This is a genomic window from Bradyrhizobium diazoefficiens USDA 110 (assembly GCF_000011365.1).
Classification (GTDB): domain Bacteria; phylum Pseudomonadota; class Alphaproteobacteria; order Rhizobiales; family Xanthobacteraceae; genus Bradyrhizobium; species Bradyrhizobium diazoefficiens.
The window spans coordinates 975539-993860 of the sequence record NC_004463.1 but is presented as its reverse complement, the minus strand read 5'-3'; the positions used below and the strand labels follow the sequence as shown (position 1 = coordinate 993860).

The window sequence follows — 18322 nt, the reverse complement described above, 5'->3', positions numbered from 1 at the left end:
GGTACTCCCTCGTGTGTTCCCTCTTGTTTTGTGGCGGCGATCCTAGCTTCGCCGTCCGATCAGCGGAACTGCGGCGGACGAATGCCGCACCTCCTAATCGCGCGTTAACGCCTGGGTAACCGGGCCTTAAACAGCGACCGCTAGCGTGCGGCGGGGCGGGCTGACCGGGCGTTTTGCGTATGGCGTGGGGAAAGAAAAAGGGTGGGCGGAAGGAGCCGCTGTTCGGCTTGCCCGCGGCGCTCGCCGACCTGCGCCTGACCGCGGCCGACCGCGTCCCGGGCGGCGAGGACAAACCGAAGAAGTCAGCGAAATCATCCGCCAAGCGCAAAGCTGAGGATTCCGGCGACGAGCCGCCGCGCGAGCGGAAGCCACCGGCCGGCCGCAGCGGCGCCAAGCGCCGGTCGAAGTCGCGTATCGGCGCCAGCCTTGGCCGCCTGGTCTACTGGGGCGCGGTGGTGGGCCTGTGGGGCGCCATCGCCGTGGTCGGCGTCGTGATCTATGTCGGGGCCCATCTGCCGCCGATCCAGTCGCTGGAGATTCCCAAGCGTCCGCCGACGATCCAGATCGTCGGCATGGACGGCAGCATGCTGGCGCAGCGCGGCGAGATGGCCGGCGCCAATGTCGCGCTGAAGGATCTGCCGCCATACCTGCCCAAGGCCTTCATCGCCATCGAGGACCGCCGCTTCTATTCGCATTTCGGCATCGATCCCGTCGGCATCCTGCGCGCCCTCGTCACCAACGTGCTCCATCGCGGCGTGTCGCAGGGCGGATCGACGCTGACGCAGCAGCTCGCGAAGAACCTGTTCCTGACCCAGGAGCGCACCATGCAGCGCAAGCTGCAGGAGGCGGAGCTCGCGATCTGGCTGGAGCGCAAGCATTCCAAGGACGAGATCCTGGAGCTCTATCTCAACCGCGTCTATTTCGGCTCCGGCGCCTACGGCGTCGAGGCCGCCGCGCAGCGCTATTTCGGCAAGTCGGCGAAGAACGTGACCATCGCGGAAGCCGCGATGCTGGCCGGCCTCGTCAAATCGCCCTCGCGGCTTGCGCCGAACCGCAACCCGGAAGGCGCGGAAGCGCGCGCGCAAATCGTGCTCACGGCGATGGCGGATGCAAGGTTCATCACCGAAGCGCAGGCGCAGGCCTCGATCGGCCATCCCTCCTACAACGTGAAGCCGGTCGGCGCCGGCACGGTCAATTACGTCGCCGACTGGATCGGCGAGGTGCTGGACGACCTCGTCGGCCAGATCGACGAGAGCATCAAGGTCGAGACCACGATCGATCCGAAGCTGCAGGGCGTGGCGGAAGCCGCCATCATCGACGAACTCGCGGCCAAGAGCGTGAAGTTCAATGTCAGCCAGGGCGCGCTGGTGGCGATGACGCCCGACGGCGCCGTGCGCGCCATGGTCGGCGGGCGGAACTATTCCGAGAGCCAGTACAACCGCGCGGTGACCGCCAAGCGCCAGCCGGGCTCCTCGTTCAAGCCGTTCGTGTACCTGACCGCGCTCGAGCAGGGCCTGACGCCCGATACCGTGCGCCAGGACGCGCCGATCGAGGTCAAGGGCTGGAGACCTGAGAACTACACCCATGAATATTTCGGCGCGGTGACGCTGACCCAGGCGCTGGCGATGTCGCTCAACACGGTCGCGATCCGCCTCGGCCTCGAGGTCGGGCCGAAGAACGTGGTGCGCACCGCGCACCGGCTCGGCATCTCCTCGAAGCTCGAGCCCAATGCCTCGATCGCGCTCGGCACCTCCGAAGTCTCGGTCGTCGAGCTGGTCGGCGCCTATGCGCCCTTCGCCAATGGCGGCTTCGCGGTGACGCCGCATGTCGTCACGCGGATCAGGACGCTCAGTGGCAAGCTGCTCTACATGCGCCAGCCCGACGAGCGCAACCAGGTGATCGACCCGCGCTATGTCGGCATGATGAATTCAATGATGCGGGAAACGCTGATATCAGGCACCGCCAAGAAGGCCGAGATCCCCGGCTGGCCGGCGGCCGGCAAGACCGGCACCAGCCAGGATTACCGTGACGCCTGGTTCATCGGCTACACCGCCAACCTCGTCACCGGCGTCTGGCTCGGCAATGACGACAACGCGCCGACCAAGAAGGCCACCGGCGGCGGCCTGCCGGTCGAAGTCTGGTCGCGCTTCATGCGCACCGCGCACGAGGGCGTGCCGGTCGCGAACTTGCCGAACTCGCAAGCGAGCTGGGGCCTGTCGAACCTCGCGCAGGCGGCATCGCAGGTGTCGCCGCCGACGGCGGCCGCGCCCGGACCGGCGCCGGCGAGCAATGGCGGCTATCGCCCGCCACCGACGCGCGCCAATGCGCGGCCGGAAGCGGCGGCGGGGCTGGATGGCTGGCTGATGGACCGGCTGTTTGGCGGCAATCGATAGGTTCGGCTTGAGGTCTCCATGACCTCAAAACAAAAACTGCGAAAACAACCCCATGCACAGTAGCCGGTGATTGGCGGCGTGATGCTGGGTGGATTGTGCGAGGTCATTGATACGTCGGGCAAATCAAAAGCCGTAGCGCAAGGCGCTGACGTCGCCCCACTCTCCGCCGTCATTGCCCGCGAAAGCGGGCAATCCAGTACGCTGCGGCCTCTCGATTCAATAACAACCGCCTCGGAATACTAGATCGCCCGCTTTCGCGGGCGATGACAGCTCCAATTTGGTTAGCAGCCGACGCTAATCCTCGACCCCGTACCGGTGCAGGTCGTTCCCGCACGTGTCGAGCCACTTCTTGGCGCGCTCCATCGAGGGGCAGACCTTGCCGCACACGCGCCAGAACCGCGCCGAGTGGTTCATCTCGACGAGATGGGCGACCTCGTGGGCGGCGAGATAGTCGAGCACGAAGGGCGGCGCGAGGATCAGGCGCCAGGAGAACGACAGCGAGCCGGCCGAGGTGCAGGAGCCCCAGCGGCTGGATTGGTCGCGGATCGACAGCCGCTTGACCCTGACACCAAGCTCGGCGGCATAGGCTTCGGCCGAACGCTGAAGATCGTGGCGCGCCTCGCGCTTGAGGAAGTCATGGACGCGGCGGTCAGCATGCTCGACGCCGCCGGCGACGCAGAGAATGCGTTCACCGCTGTCGCGCACTTCGGTCCACACCGTGCCGCGCGCACCGGCGCGATGAACGATACGATGGGGAACACCGCGAAGCGGTATCACTGTGCCAGGCTGGAACGGCGCGGCCTTCGGCAAACGCCCGAGACGTGCCGCAATCCATGCACCGTGACGCTGCGCGAAGTCTTTTGCTTCGGCGAGCGTGCCGCGCGGCGGCATGGTGAGGATGGCTTCGCGATCGCTCGGATGAATTCTGAGCGTGTAGCGGCGCGCACGCCTGTGCCGGCGCAGCCGAATCGCAAAAAACTGCGATCCATGGGTGATGACGAGGGTCTTTGGCTCGTGGGGCCGCCGATAGAGGAGTGCGCGAGTGGCCATGTCTGTCAGTCCGGGGAGCAGGAGTTCGCCCGGATTCTGCCATAACCGCCGCCAGGGAAAGCGCTCGGCGCAAAAACAAATCATTTGCCCAATATACAGGGGTCTGGCGTCCGGGAGACCCTACAGACTGGGGTTGGAACCCGCTTTTTTCGCCCCCTCCGGACGCATGCGACACCCCCAAGGGGTGAGGGCTGACTCACTCCTATAAAGCTACCTAAATACCGCGAATCTGGAGGGAACCAAGCCCTGCCGGAACCTCCGGCAGCACCCGAATTTTCGACGGGAAAGCCGAAAAACGCGTCGAGAGCGATGTCCGCTCCGATGTGATCGAACGGAGATGGCTCTCGATTCCACTTCTGACGCGTTTTCTTTGCGCGGACCGGTCCCGCTTCGCTCGAAAACGCTCTATTCGGCCGCGAGAGCCTGCAACGAGCTCGGATTCGCAGCGGAGACCATGAAGTCGTGAATCCTCGGCACGATTTCCGACTTGAAACGCGAGCCGTTGAACACGCCGTAATGGCCGACGCCCTTCTGGACGTAATGAACGCGGCGATGATCGGGGATCGAGCGGCACAGTGTGTGCGTTGCTTCGGTCTGACCGAGACCGGAGATATCGTCGTTCTCGCCTTCGACCGTCATCAACGCCACACGCTTGACCTTGGAGAGATCGACGCGGGTTCCACGATGGGTCATCTCGCCCTTCGGCAGCGCGTGCTTCACGAACACGGTGTCGACGGTCTGCAGGTAATACTCGGCGGAGAGGTCCATCACCGCGAGATATTCGTCATAGAACTCACGATGCTTGTCGACGAGATCGCCGTCGCCCTTCACCAGATGGGCGAAAAGCTGCTTGTGGGCATCCATGTGCCGGTCGAGATTCATGCTGATGAAGCCGTTGAGCTGCAAAAATCCCGGATAGACGTCGCGCATCATGCCCGGATGCGGGAACGGCACCTTGGTGATGACGTGGTTGCGGAACCAGTCGATGCCGCGCTCCTGGGCGAGGTTGTTCACCGCGGTCGGATTGCGGCGGGTGTCGATCGGGCCGCCCATCAGGGTCATCGAGGTCGGCACGAACGGATCGCGCTGCGCTTCCATGATCGAAACGGCGGCGACGACGGGCACCGAGGGCTGGCACACCGCCATGACATGGGTGTTGCCGCCGAGGACGTGCAACATCTCGATGATGTAGTCGATGTAGTCGTCGAGATCGAAGCGGCCGTCGCTGAGGGGCACCATGCGGGCATCGGCCCAGTCGGTGATGTAGACATCATGCGCGGGCAGCAACGCCTCGACCGTGCCGCGCAGCAGCGTCGCATAGTGGCCGGACATCGGGGCCACGATCAGCACGCGCGGCTGCGGGCTGCGCAGCGGACGGGTGAACTTGCGATCGAAGTAGAGCAGCCGGCAGAACGGCTTTTCCCAGACCGAACGGATCTCGACGGGGACGCGGATGCCGTTGACCTCGGTGTCGTTGAGGCCCCATTCCGGCTTGCCGTAGCGGCGCGTGGTGCGCTCGAACAATTCGCAGGCCGCGGCGACCGACTTGCCGACCTCGGTGCGCGCCCAGGGATTGAGGGGATTCTGAAACAGGAACTTGGTCGCGTCGGTGACCGCACGTGCCGGATTGAGAGAGGCGTGGGCCATCTCGTACATCCAGTACATCGGCGTCGTCAGGACCGGACTGCCTTCTGCAGCCAGGGGCGGCGCGCCGCCAAACTCACCAATAGGCATCGCTATATCCCTCTTCGCATCGCAGCATACTGCCGAATGCGTAATATTGCGTCAATGCACCGTCCCCGTACATCTACGTGGCGGAGACGGTTAAATCAGCCTGAATCCACGGGAAAGTGAAACTATTCGCCGCTGGACAGCAGCGAGCCGTTCTTCCTGGCGCTGCGCAAAAGGGCAAGGAATGCCCAAAAAGATGCAATCAGCAGCCCTAAATTGATGGCCAGCGCCTCCAGCATCAGGTCGGTGCGGAAGGTGTTCTCGATCAAGAGCGCCCGCATCCCCTCGAAAACGTAGGTCGGCGGCAGCGTCCAGGCGACAGCTTGCAGCCAGACCGGCAGCACGCTGACCGGATAGTAGATGCAGGCGAGCGGCATGATCGCGAACATCAGGGTCCAGACGATGCTCTCGGCGCCGAGACCGTTTCGCAGCACGAGTCCCGAGACGAAGATGCCGACCGACCAGCTGGTGAAGATCAGATTGCAGAAGAACGCGATCAGCGGCAGGCCGAGGGCGTAGACGTTGAAGTGAAACAAAAACAGCGCGAGCAGCGTCATCGGGATCACGCCGATCGCGAGCCGGATCAGGCTCATGATCATCAGCGACAGCAGAAACTCGATCGGCTTCAGGGGGCTCATCATGAGGTTGCCGAGGTTGCGCGCCCACATCTCCTCCAGGAAGGAGATGGAGAAGCCGAGCTGGCCGCGGAACAGGATGTCCCAGAGGATGACGGCGCCGATCAGCGTGCCGCCGGCGCGCGCGAAGAAATTGGCGTTTTGCGCGATGTAGAGCTGCAGGAAGCCCCAGGTGATGACCTGGAGCGCCGGCCAGTAGAGCAGCTCGAGCAGCCGCGGCCAGGACGACATCAACAGGTACCAGTAGCGCAGGATCATCGCGCCGATGCGCTGCATGGAGATGCCGCGATGGAGGGTGATGTCAGTCATCGCGGCACCGTGCAGCCCGGATGAAGCTTCGTCATTCCGGGGCGCGCGGAGCGCGAGCTATGATGCGCAATTGCGCATCTGAGAATCCATAACCACAGGCGGCGATTGTGGGGCGAGGCCGGTAACCCCGAGTCTTCGCCAAATTCAATCCTGTGGTTATGGATCCCGGGCTCGCGACTATGTCGCGCCCCGGGATGACGGAATCCATCCGGGCTAGGACCGAAAGATCGGGACTCCCTCATCGTGCCGCCTCCTGAGCTCCGTTCACCCGGCCGCGCGCAACGTCCAGGAACACCTCCTCCAGCGTGGTGCGGTTGTAGCGGGCCATGATGGCCTCCGGCGTGTCGTCGTCCTCGATGCGGCCGCGCTTCATGATGATGACGCGGTCGCACAGACGCTCGACCTCGAGCATGTTGTGCGAGGCCAAGAGGATGGTGGCGTTGTTCTCCTTGCGATAGCGCTCCAGATGGCCTCGCACCCAATCGGCGGTGTCAGGGTCGAGCGAGGCGGTCGGCTCGTCCAGGAGCAGCAGCTCGGGCTGGTTGATCAGCGCTTTCGCCAGCGCGACGCGGGTCTTCTGGCCGGCGGAGAGCTTGCCGTTGGCACGGTCGATGAATTCGGTGAGGTCGAGATCGTCGGCGAGCCTGGCGATGCGGCCCGCGAGATTCTTCACCGCATAGAGCTTGCCGAAGATGGTGAGGTTCTGCCGCACCGTGAGCCGCATCGGCATGTCGACATAGGGGCTTTCGAAATTCATCCGCCCCAGCACGGAAGCGCTCTCCTCGGGCATCTTATGCCCGAGCACCTGCACGCGGCCGGAGGTCGGCAGCACCAGGCCCATGATCATCGCGATGGTCGTGGTCTTGCCGGCGCCGTTGCCGCCCAGGAGCCCGGTGATGCTGCCGCGCGGCAGCGAAAAGGAGATATCGTCGACGGCGCGGGTCTGCTTGTAGACCTTGACGAGGTGATCGACCGCAATTGCCGCAGAGGAGCTGCGCTCCGCGACAGTCGGCGGACTTGAAGCTTTGTCGTTCCCGGTCATGCTGAGCCGTTCTTCTGCTATTGCAGCTGACAGCGCAAGGCTTGTAATCCGGGTGGTTCCACCAGCCGCGCGTTCGTGACCAGAAGGCACCGCCACATTGGCCGACATGACCGAAATTGCCGCTTCCGACTTTCGCCCCGCGCAGCGGCATATCCGCCTGGACACCATCCTGCGGCTGCGCTGGCTCGCGGTGCTCGGCCAGCTCGCCGCGATCTTCATCGTGGCGCAGGGGCTGGAGTTCAACGTCGAGATCGTCCCCTGCGTCAGCATCATCGCCCTGTCGGCCTCGCTCAATCTGGCGCTCCAGACCGTGTCCAATCCGCTGCAGCGGCTGGAGCCGATGCAGGCGGCCGGACTGCTTGCGCTGAACATCGTGGAGCTGGCCGGCCTGTTGTTCTTCACCGGCGGGCTCCAGAACCCGTTCTCGTTCCTGTTCCTCGCACCGGTGCTGATCTCGGCAACCGCGCTGCCGGCCCGCTTCACCTTCGGGCTTGGCGTGCTGGCGGTCGCCTGCGCCTCGGTCCTGTTCTTCTTCCACCTGCCGCTGCCCTGGGATTCCGACGATCCGCTGGTGCTGCCGCCGATCTATCTCGTCGGCGTCTGGCTCTCGATCGTGCTCGCGATCGGCGTCACCAGCCTCTACTCGTTCCAGGTCACCGAGGAGGCGCGCAAGCTCGCGGATGCGCTCGCCGCGACCGAGCTGGTGCTGACGCGCGAGCAGCATCTGACCCAGCTCGACGGCCTCGCCGCCGCGGCCGCGCACGAGCTCGGCACGCCGCTCGCGACGATCTTCCTGATCTCGCGCGAGCTGGAAAAGACGGTGAAGGACCCGATCTTTGCCGCCGATTTGAAAACCCTGCGCGAGCAGACCCAGCGTTGCCGCGACATCCTTAGCAAGATCACCCAGCTCTCCTCCACCGGCGCGCCGTTCGACCGCATGAAGCTGTCGGAGCTGATCGAGGAGGTGGTGGCCCCGCACCGCGATTTCGGCGTCGACATCAAGGTGCGGATCGCGGTGGCCGCCTTCGCCGAGCCGGTCGGCTCGCGCAACCCGGCGATCCTCTACGGCGTCGGCAACATCGTCGAGAACGCAGTCGATTTCGCCCACACCACCGTCGAGGTGAACGCCTGGTGGAACAAGGACACGATCGAGCTCCTGATCTCCGACGACGGCCCCGGCATTCCGCCCGATATCCTTAACCGGATCGGCGAGCCCTATCTGTCGCGGCGGCGCACCCCGGATGACGCCGGCGGCGAACGGCGCGGCCTCGGGCTTGGCGTGTTCATCGCGCGCACCCTGCTCGAACGCACCGGCGCCAAGGTCTCGTTTACCAACCGGATCTTTCCGGAACACGGCGCGGTGGTCCAGATAACGTGGCCGCGACAGCGTTTTGAGGCTATCGAGACGCTTGAAGAAACAATAGGATAGGCCGCGACCTTGCGTCGCACAGGCCGGCTGATCGACTATTGGCGGCCTTGGCGCCGCCCGTTTGCGACGCCATATGTGGATGCGCAGGAGAGAGGACGAAACCTTGAACGCCATCGCCGAACTGAACGAACAGACCGACCGCTCGCTTCTCATCGTGGAGGACGACAAGCCGTTTCTGGAGCGCTTGTCGCGTGCGATGGAGACCCGCGGCTTTGCGGTGACATCGTGCGACACCGTCTCGGACGGTCTCGCACAGATCGGCAAGGCGGCACCGGCATTCGCCGTGGTTGATTTGCGCCTCGGCGACGGCAACGGCCTCGACGTGGTCTCGGCGCTGAAGAAGAAGCGCCCGGATGCACGCGCGATCGTGCTGACCGGCTATGGCAACATTGCCACCGCGGTGACCGCGGTGAAGATGGGCGCGATCGATTATCTCTCCAAGCCCGCCGATGCCGACGACGTCGTCGCCGCGCTGCTGTCGACCAGCGCAGAGAAATCCGAGCTGCCGACCAACCCGATGTCCGCCGACCGCGTCCGCTGGGAACACATCCAGCGCATCTACGAGATGTGCAACCGCAACGTCTCGGAAACGGCGCGGCGGCTCAACATGCACCGCCGGACGCTTCAGCGGATCCTGGCCAAGCGCGCGCCGCGGTAACGGTTTCGTAGGGTGGGTAGAGCGAAGCGAAACCCACCTTCCTTGCTTACCTGACCGCCTTGCTTACCTGACCGAAAGTGATGGGTTTCGCTTCGCTCTACCCATCCTACGGACTCATTCCCAGAAATCCGCGTGCCCCTGCGGATCGACCAGCCGGTTGATCCGCAAAGCCGCCGCCATCGCAAAACGCACCGTCATCTGCTTGCGCGTGGCGGCCGCGATCTTGTGCTCGGGCGCCTCGCAATGCAGATGCGCGCCATAGGCGTCGGCGATGATGAGGCCGGTGCCTTGCGGAAAGATCTCGCACGGCAGGTCCTGCGTGAAGGCGAAGAACAGCCGGTCGCAGTGGGCGCGGTATTCGTGCCATTTCTGATCGGCGCGCAGATCCTCGACCGACGACTTGATCTCGACGATCCAGATCTCGCCGCGCTCGTTCAGCGCCACCAGATCGGCGCGCCGGCCCGACGGCAGCGGCAATTCGCTGATGCAGGAAAATCCGAGCGAGCGCAGCAGCCGCGCCGTGCCGCGCGCGATCGCCAGCGCCGTCTCGGATTGACGGCGGTCCGGCGGCGGCACGAGGGCGATGTTGCGGGCGCTGCTGTCCATGGCGCGAGTTTAGCCGATTCCATTCCACCCGTCATTCCGGGGCGCGCCGCTTGGCGCGAGCCCGGAATCCATAACCACAGGGAGCGGTTGTGGCGCAGGACAGGTAACTCCGAGTCTTCGCAAAACTACTCCCTGTGGCTATGGGTCCCGGGCTCGCGCTTCGCGCGCCCCGGGACGACGGTGGCGCAGGAACCTCCCCCTGCCCTCGCACTTATCACGCAGCCGCCGCACCCCGGCGGGACCTGTGAGGCCGCTCGCGCATGATCGACGATCTCTGGTACAAGAACGGCGTGATCTACTGCCTGTCCGTCGGCACCTATATGGATGCCGACGGCGACGGCGTCGGCGACTTCAAGGGCCTGCTGCGGCGGCTCGACTATCTGCACGGCCTCGGCATCACCACGATCTGGCTGATGCCATTCCAGACCTCGCCCGGCCGCGACGACGGCTACGACATCGCCGACTATTACAGCGTCGATTCCCGCTACGGCACGCTCGGCGACTTCGTCGAATTCGCCCATGGCTGCAAGCAGCGCGGCATCCGCATCATCATCGACCTCGTCGTCAACCACACCTCGGACCAGCATCGCTGGTTCAAGGACGCGCGGCGCGACAAGAACTCGCCCTATCGCGACTGGTACGTCTGGTCCGACACGAAGCCCGCCAATGCCAACAAGGGCATGGTGTTTCCCGGCGTGCAGAAATCGACCTGGACGCGCGACAAGGACGCCGGCGCCTGGTATTTTCATCGCTTCTACGATTTTCAGCCCGACCTCAACACCTCGAACCCGCACGTGCAGGCCGAGATCTTGAAGATCATGGGCTTCTGGATCCAGCTCGGCGTCTCCGGATTCCGCATGGACGCCGTGCCCTTCGTGATCGCGACCAAGGGCGCCAAGGTGAAGAAGCCGGTCGAGCAATACGACATGCTGCGCGCGTTCCGCGAATTCCTGCAATGGCGCCAGGGTGACGCCATCATCCTCGCCGAAGCCAATGTGCTGCCGGAAACCGACATGGAATATTTCGGCCGCGATGCCGACCGCATGCACATGATGTTCAACTTCCACGTCAACCAGCATCTGTTCTATGCGCTGGCGTCGGCCGACTCGCGACCGCTGGCAAAGGCGCTGAAGGCGACCAAGCCGCGGCCGGGCTCGGCGCAATGGGGCCTGTTCCTGCGCAATCACGACGAGCTCGATCTCGGGCGCTTGACCCCGGCGCAGCGCGACACCGTGTTCAAGAGCTTCGGCCCCGACAAGGACATGCAGCTCTACGACCGCGGCATTCGCCGCCGCCTCGCGCCGATGCTCGGCGGCGACCGCAGGCGGCTCGAGCTTGCCTACAGCCTGATGTGCACGCTGCCGGGAACGCCCGTGATCCGCTATGGCGACGAGATCGGGATGGGCGACGATCTCTCATTGCCGGAGCGCAATTGCGCGCGCACGCCGATGCAATGGTCGACCGAGCCGCATGGCGGCTTCACCAAGAACGACAAGCCGGCCTGTCCCGTCATCGACAAGGGCCCTTATGGCTTTCCGCACGTCAACGTCGCCAAGCAGCGGCGCGATGCCAATTCCATGCTGAACTGGACCGAACGCATCGTCCGCATGCGCAAGGAGGTGCCGGAGATCGGCTGGGGCGATTTCGCGGTCATTGCGACGCGTGATCCGGCCGTCTTCATCATGCGCTATGACTGGCGCAACAATTCGGTGCTGTTCGTGCACAATCTCGATGAGAAGCCACGCGAGATCGCGTTCTCGACGGGGCTGCCTGATGATGCCGGCGCGCACCTGATCAATCTGCTCGCGGAAGACCACAGCCACGCCGACAAGCGCGGCCAGCACCGCGTCGTGCTGGAGCCGTATGGCTATCGCTGGTATCGGGTCGGCGGGTTGGATTATCTCTTGAAGCGGAGCGATATCGACGGGGATACTGCGGGTAACAAGCATCCGGGGTAGGTGCATCCACACACTCCGCCGTCGTCCTGGCGAAAGCCAGGACCCATTACCCCAAGAGGTCGTTGGCGCGTGAGCTGATAACCACCAGCCTCCGCCACACTGCGTCCTGTGGTAATGGGTCCTGGATCTGCGCTTCGCTTGTCCAGGACGACGTTGGAGAATGACGCTGTCGCCTCGCCCTACTTTTTAGGGCGGCTGCACGATCACCCCTTCATTCCCGCGCAGATCCAGCACCCCTTCCAGCCGCTCACCCTCACGATCCAGGAACGTCGACAGCAGGATCTCGCTGCCGAAGCGGATCGCGCTGGTGGTGACGGCGATCGGGTCGGGGCCGAGATTGAGGGCCACGATCACCGCCCTGCCCTCGGCCTCGCGGCGGTAGATCAGGAGATCGCCCTGCGCAGCGATCGGATGATAGTTGCCGGCCACCAGGGGCGGGCTGCTCTTTCGCAGCACGATGAGCCGCCTGTACAGGCTGAGGATCGAGCGCGTGTCGGCTTCGAGATTGACGACATTCTCGTGGATATGATCCTCAGGCAGCGGCAGCCACGGCCTGACGTTCGAGAAGCCGGCGAAGTTCGAGGAATCCCACTGCATCGGCGTGCGGCAACCGTCGCGGCCGACGCCGATGCCGGGCACGTTCTTCTCGAAGGGATCGCGCACGTCCTCGGGCGCGATCGCGAGCTGATGCATGCCGATCTCGTCGCCGTAATAGAGCGTCGGCGTGCCGCGCAGCGTCAGCAGCAGCATGGCGGCGACGCGGGCCTGCTCGGGCCCGACACGGCTGGCGACCCGCGGGCGGTCGTGATTGCCGAGCACCCAGTTCGGCCAGGCGCCTTTCGGCAGCGCCTTCTCGTAGTCGTCGATGATCGTCTCGATCGAGCGCGCGCTCCAGAACGTCGAGAGCAGCGCGAAGTTGAACGGCGGCTGGTCGGTGGAATATTGCGTCAGGATCTTCTCGTTCGGCGGACGGCCCTCGACGTAGTGAGGATTGAGCGGATTGTCGCGGAATTCGGCGTCCTTGATCAGGTGCCAGATCACGTCGACGCGAAAGCCGTCGACGCCCTTGTCCAGCCAGAACCGCATCGCGTCGTAGATCGCCGCGCGGACGTCCGGGTTGCGCCAGTTGAGGTCCGGCTGCTGGGCGAGGAAGGCGTGATAGTAATATTGACCCGTCGTCTCGTCGAACTGCCACGCGCTGCCGCCGAACTCGGACAGCCAGTTGTTCGGCACGCCGCCATCGGGCGCCGGATCGCGCCAGACGTACCAGTCGCGCTTGGGATTGTCGCGCGAGGACCGGCTCTCGACAAACCAGGGATGCTGGTCCGAGGTGTGGTTGGGCACGAGGTCGAGGATCAGCTTGAGACCATGCTCATGCGCGGCCGTGAGCAGCGCGTCGAAATCCGCCATCGTGCCGAACAGCGGATCGATGCCGGTATGGTCGGAAATGTCGTAGCCGAAATCGGCCATCGGCGAGGGGAAGATCGGCGACAGCCAGATCGCGTCGACGCCGAGCGACTTCACATAAGGCAGCCGCCGCAAGATGCCGGCGAGATCGCCGACGCCGTCACCGTCGCTGTCCTGAAACGAGCGCGGATAGACCTGGTAGAAGATGCCGTCGCGCCACCAATTCACCTCGCCCTGTGCCATGTCGGAGAACCCACCCGAAAATCCGCCTCGCGCGAGAGAACGCGGAAGCAACGCCCCGGTTCAAACCAGCAGGCCAATTGGGACGGCCGTGTGACGGCCGAGGCGGCTGTTCCGGGGCCGGGCCACGAATCTTTTGCTTGGCGGCATGGCAAAAATCGGCATTGTGGCGCCATGACCGAGCAAAATGATACCCAAGGATCCTCGCAAGAGTCCTCGCAAGCCAAGGCCGGCGCGATCATCGTCCCCGTGACGCTGTTCGAGCAGAACTGCACCATCATCTGGGACGAACCCGGCAAGAAGGCCGTGGTGATCGACCCCGGCGGGGACGTGCCGAAGATTTTGGAGGCGATCAAGCAGACCGGCGTCACCGTGGAGAAGATCTGGCTGACCCACGGCCATATCGACCATGTCGGCGGCGCCGCGGAATTGCGCGATGCGCTGAAGGTGCCGATCGAGGGACCGCATCAAGCCGACAAGTTCCTGCTCGACAATGTGGTGGAGAGCGGCGCGCGCTTCGGCATGACCGGGGTGCGCAACTTCGCACCGAACCGCTGGTTAGAGGAGGGCGACACCGTGTCGATCGGCGGCTTGCAGTTCGACATTCTGCACTGCCCCGGCCATTCGCCCGGCAGCGTGGCGTTCTTCAACAAGGAATTACGTTTTGCCCATGTCGGCGACGTCCTGTTCGCAGGCTCCGTCGGCCGCACCGACCTGCCCGGCGGCAGTCACGCCACGCTGATCAGCTCGATCAAGACCAAGCTGTTGCCGCTCGGCGACGATGTCGGCTTCATTTGCGGCCATGGCGCCGGCTCGAGCATCGGCCAGGAGCGGATGACCAATCCGTTCATCACCGGCGAGATGTAAGCTCTATTCAGCGATGCAGCGGCGTCGCCACAAACAGAGCTGTCATCCCGGACAAGCGTAAGCGCAGATCCGGGACGACGCGTGAGGGCTGAGCTACTTCATCAACCCCGCGGCGGTGAGCGCGCGCGTGATGATCTGGCCGAGGTCGAAGCCGCGGGCGTCCTCGCGCTTCGGCTCAGCCGGCGGTTCGGCGACCGCGTCGCGGATCGAGCGGGCCAGATGCGGCGCTGGCGTCAGCGCCGGCTTCGGCGCTCCAGGCTTTGCCTCCGCCTTCTTCTTCGCCGCGTCCGGAATCCAGCCGGTCAGGCCGAAGAACTTTGCGATGTGGTAGGACGAGGAGATGCCGGCCTCGATCAGGAACGCGCCTTCGACGCCATAGCGCTGGTCGTTGTCGGCTAGCCCGAGCGGCGTGCCGTGCGCCATGTCGGTGATGGCGTAGGACTCGACAAGCGTCTCACCGTCCTTGTTCCACCAGGCCTGGCGCGGATAGCCGTCGACATTGGTCTCGGCCATCGGCACGTCAGGCAGGTCGTGCAGGTCGAGCCACTGCTTGACGATCTCGTTGGCATTGCCGGGATTGACGGTGCGGTCGGCACTGCCGTGCCACACCGACATCTTCGGCCAGGGGCCGCGATAATCGGAAGCGTTGCGCACGAGATCGCCGAGCTCGCGCGCGGGACGCGCCGGCGAATGGAACATGCCGTCCAGCGCCTCGCGCAAATTCGAGGCGATGCCATAGGGCAGGCCTGCGATCACCGCGCCGGCCGCGAAGACTTCCGGATAGGTCGCGAGCATCACGGACGTCATGCCGCCGCCGGCGGAGAGGCCGGTGATGAAGACGCGCCTGGGATCGATGCGGTGCGTCTTGACCATATGCGCGATCATCTCGCGGATCGAGCGCGCCTCGCCGCTGTCGCGCGCAGTGTCTTCCGGATTGAACCAGTTGAAGCAGGTGTTGCCGTTGTTGACGCGCTGCTGCTCGGGCATCAGCAGCGCGAAGCCGTAGTGCCGTGCGAGCGTCGACCAGCCCGCGCCGAGATCGTAAGCCGCTGCGGTCTGTCCGCAGCCATGCAGCACGACGACGAGCGCGCGCGGCATCTGCAACTGCGCCGGCGCGAACGCGAACATGCGAAGATTGCCGGGATTGTCACCGAAGTCCGCAACCTCTTGCAATGGACCGGGCGCATCCGCGCTGCGGCCGAAGTCGGCAAAGCGCAGACCATCCACCTTCGGCAGGCGTCTCAAGAGATCGATATTTCTGGCAAGCGACACGGCAACTCCTGGCAGGCGACGTTCAACGTCCACCCAAACCAGATAGTTGCTGCACTGCAAAATGAAAAGTGTGTGTGCTGTCAATTACCAGAAATTCACGGAGAAACCGCACGCATTAACCGCAATGCCTCAACTTCGTGCAGATGCGCGGCGCATCCACGCCAGAAATGCGGCGCAGATCATTATTAATGTCACAAACAGCGCGAGCGAGACGAGAAATCCTGCGCGCGGTGATTGCAGAGCTTCGAGGGCGAAGAACAATGCGCCGATTGCGGCCACTCCGGCCGCATTTCCGATCTGCGCAATGGTGCCGTACATGCCGGACGCCGAGCCTGCGGCGACGGGCTTCACGGTGGAAAGCACCGCGCCGGACAGCGGCGCCATCACCAGGCCCTGACCGTAGCCGAAGATGATCATGGTGAGCGCAAGCCCGATCGGCGTCGGCGCATCGAGATCGACTACAACAAGCGCGAGCGCGGCGAGGCCCGCGATCTGAAGCGCGCAGCCCTCGATCAACACCTTGGTGCCGCGATGGCGCGCCCGCACACCGCTGTGACGCGAGGCCACGATGAAGGCGAACGCGAGCGGAATGAAGGCCATGCCGGCTTCGAGCGGCGGGATCTTCAGGCCGCGCTGCATGAACAGCGTCATGACGAGATAGAACGAGAGATTGGCGACGAAGAAAAAGAAGGCCGCGCCGAGGCCGCGCAGGAACGCCGCATCCGCCAGCAGCGTGAGATCGATCAGCGGCATGCCGCCGGCGCGCCCGACTGCGTGCTCGAGCTTCAGGAATAGCGCGAGGATCACCCCGCCGATCGCCATCGCCGCCCACAGCCACGGCGCCCAGCCGACGTCGTGGCCGAACAGCAGCGGACCGATCAGGCACAACAACCCTGCGAACAGCACAACACTGCCCTTGATGTCGAGCTTCGTACCGGCCCGGCGAGGCACCGACGGCATGATGCGCCAGGCAGCACCGGCGATGACGAGGCCGCTGGGAACGTTGACGAAGAACACCGAGCGCCAGCCGGTGCCGGCGAGATCGAGCGTGACGAGAAGCCCGCCGAGCAGGAAGCCCGCGGCGCCCGCAAGCCCGAGCACAATGCCGTAGACGGCAAAGGCGCGGTTGCGCTGGCCGTCGGTGAACAACAGATGCAGCGTCGCCAGCACCTGCGGCACCATCAGCGCGGCGGTGGCGCCCTGCGCCAGCCGCGCGATGATCAGCTCCGCGCCTGATTGCGCCAGCCCGCACCACAGCGAGGTCAGGGTGAAGCCGAGCACGCCGGCCAGGAATACGTTCTTGGTCCCGTGGATGTCGCCGAGCCTGCCGCCGGTGACGACCAGCGTGGCATAGGCGATCAGATAGATCGCGATGACGGATTCGATCTGCGCTGGCGTCGCGTGCAGATCGACGGCGATGGTCGGAATGGCGACGTTCACGATGAAGGCGTCGACGCCGAACATGAACTGGGCGGCGACGACGATGCCGAGCACCCACCAGCGGCGCGACGAATCGATCTGCTTTGTGACGGTTTGATGCATCGGCGCGCGGCCCTTCCGGAATTTATTTGCGCGCGATGCTCGCAGATCGGCGTCATCGGCGCGATTACCTCCGAGGTAGGACTTGCCGCCTTCTTGCCGCCTTGGCCCGATTGCTGCATGTCGGTTCCCGCTGGTCTCGCGGGGTTCGGAAGTCTTCCGATGTACGACTACGACATGGTGGTGATCGGCTCGGGCCCGTCGGGGCGCCGGGCCGCAGTGCAATGCGCCAAGCTCGGCAAGGCGGTGCTGGTGGTGGAGAAGGGCCGGCGGGTCGGCGGCGTCTCCGTCCACACCGGCACCATTCCCTCCAAAACCCTGCGCGAGACCGTGCTCAATCTGTCCGGCTGGCGCGAGCGTGGCTTCTACGGCCGCTCCTACCGGGTGAAGCAGGACATCGCGGCAAGCGATTTGATGACGCGGCTGCAGAAAACCCTCGATCACGAGGTCGAGGTTCTCGAGCATCAACCTCGAGACCGCCGGCATCGCCGTCGATCAACGCGGGCGCATCACGGTCGATCCCGTGACATTGCAGACCAGCGTGCCCCACATCTACGCGGCCGGTGACGTGATCGGCTTTCCGAGCCTCGCCTCGACCTCGATGGAGCAGGGCCGCGTCGCCGCCTGTCACGCGCTCGGCATGGAGCCCCTGGCGCCGCCGGAGTTCTTTCCCGACGGCATCTATTCGGTGCCGGAGATCTCGACCGCCGGCCTCACCGAAGAAGAGGTGCGCACGCGCGGCATTCCCTACGAGGTCGGCATCGCCCGCTTCCGCGAGACCTCGCGCGGCCACATCATGGGGCTGAACAGCGGCATGATGAAGATGATCTTCTCGACCAAGACGCGCCGCCTGCTCGGCGTGCACATCCTCGGCGAAGGCGCTACCGAGTTGATCCATATCGGCCAGGCCGTGCTCAACCTCAAAGGCGGCATCGACTATTTCATCCAGAACACGTTCAACTACCCGACACTGGCGGAGGCGTACAAGATCGCCGGCCTGGATGCGTGGAACAGGATGACGCGGTGATCTTCCTTCGCCTCTCCCCGCTTGCGGGGAGAGGCCGGAATTCAAACGCAGTTTGAATTCCGGGTGAGGGGGAGTCTCCGCGAGTCGACTGTCCATTGGAACGACGCCCCCTCGACACGTCATTGCTTCGCTGCGCTCGCAATGACGGCGTGAGGCATC

The 18322-nt window shown here is 64.6% G+C and carries 13 protein-coding genes and 1 pseudogene; 6 read left to right on the top strand and 8 right to left on the bottom strand.

What is annotated here, in order from left to right:
- Positions 1-179 precede the first annotated feature (179 nt).
- On the top strand, positions 180-2393 hold the full coding sequence (locus tag BJA_RS04610) for a transglycosylase domain-containing protein (protein ID WP_011083732.1): 2214 nt from the start codon (positions 180-182) through the stop codon (positions 2391-2393).
- A gap of 294 nt (positions 2394-2687) precedes the next feature.
- Here the strand turns inward: BJA_RS04610 and BJA_RS04605 are convergent, their stop codons facing one another.
- The 4 genes from BJA_RS04605 to BJA_RS04590 form a co-directional block, all read right to left on the bottom strand.
- On the bottom strand, positions 2688-3527 hold the full coding sequence (locus BJA_RS04605) for a M48 family metallopeptidase (RefSeq protein ID WP_011083731.1): 840 nt from the start codon (positions 3525-3527) through the stop codon (positions 2688-2690).
- A 321-nt stretch (positions 3528-3848) separates the two neighbouring features.
- A complete protein-coding gene (locus BJA_RS04600) occupies positions 3849-5177 on the bottom strand; it encodes a polyhydroxyalkanoate depolymerase (RefSeq protein ID WP_011083730.1) in 1329 nt (442 codons plus the stop codon).
- A gap of 122 nt (positions 5178-5299) precedes the next feature.
- Positions 5300-6118, bottom strand: coding sequence for an ABC transporter permease (locus tag BJA_RS04595; protein ID WP_011083729.1), 819 nt, complete (start codon positions 6116-6118; stop codon positions 5300-5302).
- A 238-nt stretch (positions 6119-6356) separates the two neighbouring features.
- Positions 6357-7160, bottom strand: a complete 804-nt coding sequence (locus tag BJA_RS04590) for an ABC transporter ATP-binding protein (RefSeq protein WP_038965188.1) — start codon at positions 7158-7160, stop codon at positions 6357-6359.
- A 106-nt stretch (positions 7161-7266) separates the two neighbouring features.
- On the opposite strand from BJA_RS04590, the gene BJA_RS04585 reads away from it, so the two are divergent.
- Both BJA_RS04585 and BJA_RS04580 read left to right on the top strand, forming a co-directional pair.
- Positions 7267-8589: an ActS/PrrB/RegB family redox-sensitive histidine kinase gene (locus BJA_RS04585; protein ID WP_011083727.1), complete on the top strand. Its 1323-nt coding sequence runs from the start codon at positions 7267-7269 to the stop codon at positions 8587-8589.
- A gap of 103 nt (positions 8590-8692) precedes the next feature.
- Positions 8693-9247 carry an ActR/PrrA/RegA family redox response regulator transcription factor gene (locus BJA_RS04580; protein WP_008141807.1) on the top strand — a complete coding sequence of 185 codons (555 nt, stop codon included), beginning with the start codon at positions 8693-8695 and terminating at the stop codon, positions 9245-9247.
- Positions 9248-9361: 114 nt separating this feature from the next.
- Here BJA_RS04580 and BJA_RS04575 read toward each other — a convergent pair whose 3' ends face one another.
- A complete protein-coding gene (locus BJA_RS04575; protein WP_011083725.1) occupies positions 9362-9853 on the bottom strand; it encodes an MmcB family DNA repair protein in 492 nt (163 codons plus the stop codon).
- 260 nt (positions 9854-10113) lie between these two features.
- Between BJA_RS04575 and BJA_RS04570 the strand changes: the two genes are divergently transcribed.
- Positions 10114-11811, top strand: coding sequence for an alpha-amylase family protein (locus BJA_RS04570; RefSeq protein ID WP_011083724.1), 1698 nt, complete (start codon positions 10114-10116; stop codon positions 11809-11811).
- Between the two features lie 186 nt (positions 11812-11997).
- Here the strand turns inward: BJA_RS04570 and BJA_RS04565 are convergent, their stop codons facing one another.
- Complete coding sequence (locus tag BJA_RS04565) at positions 11998-13461, bottom strand: alpha-amylase family glycosyl hydrolase (protein ID WP_011083723.1); 1464 nt, start codon at positions 13459-13461, stop codon at positions 11998-12000.
- A gap of 171 nt (positions 13462-13632) precedes the next feature.
- Here BJA_RS04565 and BJA_RS04560 point away from each other — a divergent pair, with 171 nt between their 5' ends.
- Entirely contained in the window at positions 13633-14325 is a 693-nt protein-coding gene (locus BJA_RS04560; RefSeq protein ID WP_011083722.1) for an MBL fold metallo-hydrolase, read from the top strand.
- Positions 14326-14418: 93 nt separating this feature from the next.
- Here BJA_RS04560 and BJA_RS04555 read toward each other — a convergent pair whose 3' ends face one another.
- Together BJA_RS04555 and BJA_RS04550 are read right to left on the bottom strand one after the other, a co-directional pair.
- Positions 14419-15597, bottom strand: a complete 1179-nt coding sequence (locus BJA_RS04555) for an extracellular catalytic domain type 1 short-chain-length polyhydroxyalkanoate depolymerase (RefSeq protein ID WP_038965185.1) — start codon at positions 15595-15597, stop codon at positions 14419-14421.
- 129 nt (positions 15598-15726) lie between these two features.
- On the bottom strand, positions 15727-17139 hold the full coding sequence (locus BJA_RS04550) for an MFS transporter (RefSeq protein WP_011083720.1): 1413 nt from the start codon (positions 17137-17139) through the stop codon (positions 15727-15729).
- A 159-nt stretch (positions 17140-17298) separates the two neighbouring features.
- Between BJA_RS04550 and BJA_RS04545 the strand changes: the two are divergent.
- Positions 17299-18163: pseudogene (locus tag BJA_RS04545) on the top strand (FAD-dependent oxidoreductase).
- Positions 18164-18322 lie beyond the last annotated feature (159 nt).

Bases quoted from the DNA above. Each gene is read 5' to 3' on its own strand.
- BJA_RS04610 (WP_011083732.1), top strand. From the start codon at position 180: ATGGCGTGGGGAAAGAAAAAGGGTGGGCGGAAGGAGCCGCTGTTCGGC.
- BJA_RS04570 (WP_011083724.1), top strand. From the start codon at position 10,114: ATGATCGACGATCTCTGGTACAAGAACGGCGTGATCTACTGCCTGTCC.
- BJA_RS04595 (WP_011083729.1), bottom strand. From the start codon at position 6,118: ATGACTGACATCACCCTCCATCGCGGCATCTCCATGCAGCGCATCGGC.
- BJA_RS04550 (WP_011083720.1), bottom strand. From the start codon at position 17,139: ATGCATCAAACCGTCACAAAGCAGATCGATTCGTCGCGCCGCTGGTGG.
- BJA_RS04590 (WP_038965188.1), bottom strand. From the start codon at position 7,160: ATGACCGGGAACGACAAAGCTTCAAGTCCGCCGACTGTCGCGGAGCGC.
- BJA_RS04560 (WP_011083722.1), top strand. From the start codon at position 13,633: ATGACCGAGCAAAATGATACCCAAGGATCCTCGCAAGAGTCCTCGCAA.
- BJA_RS04600 (WP_011083730.1), bottom strand. From the start codon at position 5,177: ATGCCTATTGGTGAGTTTGGCGGCGCGCCGCCCCTGGCTGCAGAAGGC.
- BJA_RS04565 (WP_011083723.1), bottom strand. From the start codon at position 13,461: ATGGCACAGGGCGAGGTGAATTGGTGGCGCGACGGCATCTTCTACCAG.
- BJA_RS04585 (WP_011083727.1), top strand. From the start codon at position 7,267: ATGACCGAAATTGCCGCTTCCGACTTTCGCCCCGCGCAGCGGCATATC.
- BJA_RS04575 (WP_011083725.1), bottom strand. From the start codon at position 9,853: ATGGACAGCAGCGCCCGCAACATCGCCCTCGTGCCGCCGCCGGACCGC.
- BJA_RS04605 (WP_011083731.1), bottom strand. From the start codon at position 3,527: ATGATTTGTTTTTGCGCCGAGCGCTTTCCCTGGCGGCGGTTATGGCAG.